Genomic DNA, 1,607 nt, shown 5'->3' with positions numbered 1-1,607 from the left:
GCTGACCGCCGCCAGCCCGGAGGCCATTGAACAATTGGCCAGGATGCCGGGATTGGTGTTTCAGGCGCGCTTGCCCGAGACGGCTGAGCCGTTGTTGAGTGCCTGTACCGAGGCCTCGCTGCGCGATGTTGCCGAGCTGCACCTGTTGCTGCACCATCTGGGCGATGGCGAGCAGCCCGAGCTGGCGGGGCCGTCGTCATGATGCTGGAGCACCATGCGCGGATGCGCCTGGCCGTTGAACTGATCGCCCGGCGCACGCGGATCTCCATCGTGCATCAGGAGACCGGGCTTTCGCGGCCGATGCTGCGCGAGTTCTATCGTGAGTACCATGGTATCCCGGCGCCTTCGGGACAGCTGCCGGGCCTCGGCGGCGCGATGATCGCCACCCGACGCCAGCAATTGCAGGCAAGCGCGTTCGCGGTGATCTATCAGCGCTGCGGCGGACATCGGCTGATTCGCCCTCTGCCGGGCCAACGCACGCGCAGCATTTATGCGGCGATCGAGGCGCATGATCAGTGTCAGCGCCTGCTCGGTGCCAGGCGCAGCCTGGACATGACCCGCTGTTGGGTCGCCAGCTGCGATCTGCAGGTCGGCTCGGCGCGGCTGATCAGCTGCCTGTACTGCGAGGTGCCCTATCTGATCGCCGATCAGCTGCGCTTCGACGATGGCTGTCCGCTCTGTGCGCTGTATCGCGCACAACGTCCGCCCACCGCGAGGAGGCGTGGCTCGGCGTCGGTCGAGATGGCAACACCGGATGAGATCTTTGACCGGACCTGGCTGCTGCCCGAGGAGCGTGGTTTTCAGCGCTGGCAGGGTGGCCTGCGCCCACCACCAACGCGCGGGCGGCCGCCGTCGCATGCTGGAAGACTCAGCAACCAGGGCGCGACCTCGGAGATTGGGCATGGCGGGCCGCCTGCTTGATCTTGATGGCGTGATCGGACTTGAGCGATCGCGCCATCGTTGGAGTTCAAGAGGGGGTTGGGTCCATGCCGAGAGGAGCCTGCCAAGATCGCTGCGAGCCACCTCGAGTGGCCCGATTAACCCGATCATGGGTGGCTCCATTAGGGGGCTGTGACAATCTCGCACGAACTGCTCACCGGCGAAGCTCGGAAAGGCGTGGCGGGCACCTGTCGATGGCATCGACAGATGGCTTGGATAGGTCGATTTTTTTGATGATGATCGACAGGTCGCTTGGCCTGTTCAAGCGGTCAGCCCGAAACCAAGTGTTTCAGTAGGCGTTCAAGCCCATAAGAAGCGGCTGGAGCGCCGGGTCGGGGGTACCCTTGTCAGTGCACACTGACCGAGAGAAAAGCCTTTGCTTGACGCCCTTGCCGCTGTCGACTCTAGTGCAGAACGCCGCCCGACGCCAATCCATGCTCGCCAGCAGCTTGCGTTAATCGCGCGCTGACCTGTTGAGGGTGGATGCTGTGTTCATCGCTCAGTCACCTGGATGCGCCTGCCGAGGCACGACCGATGCACGGTTTCTCGTCGCGGCTCGGTGTGCACGGCAGACTCCTGATCACCCTGGCAAAGCCGGGTGTCGTCGGGATCGATCAGGGGGCGACTCATGAGCGCTGCGCTCGACGGTGGTGGAGGGTCTTGAGCAG

General features: G+C 64.3%; 2 protein-coding genes. Both read left to right on the top strand.

Features of this window, described 5'->3' with window-relative positions; translation table 11 throughout:
• A partial coding sequence (locus tag VBE63_RS28945; RefSeq protein ID WP_323686436.1) for a hypothetical protein occupies positions 1-202 on the top strand: 202 nt, incomplete at its 5' end.
• Positions 199-921, top strand: a complete 723-nt coding sequence (locus VBE63_RS28940; RefSeq protein ID WP_323686435.1) for a FlhC family transcriptional regulator — start codon at positions 199-201, stop codon at positions 919-921. The genes VBE63_RS28945 and VBE63_RS28940, both read left to right, overlap by 4 nt.
• The last annotated feature ends 686 nt before the right edge of the window (positions 922-1,607 follow it).

Origin of the sequence: Lamprobacter sp. (assembly GCF_034860625.1) — a bacterium.
Classification (GTDB): domain Bacteria; phylum Pseudomonadota; class Gammaproteobacteria; order Chromatiales; family Chromatiaceae; genus Lamprobacter.
The sequence above is the reverse complement of the archived record's forward strand: the minus strand, read 5'-3'. Positions and strand labels throughout refer to the sequence as shown.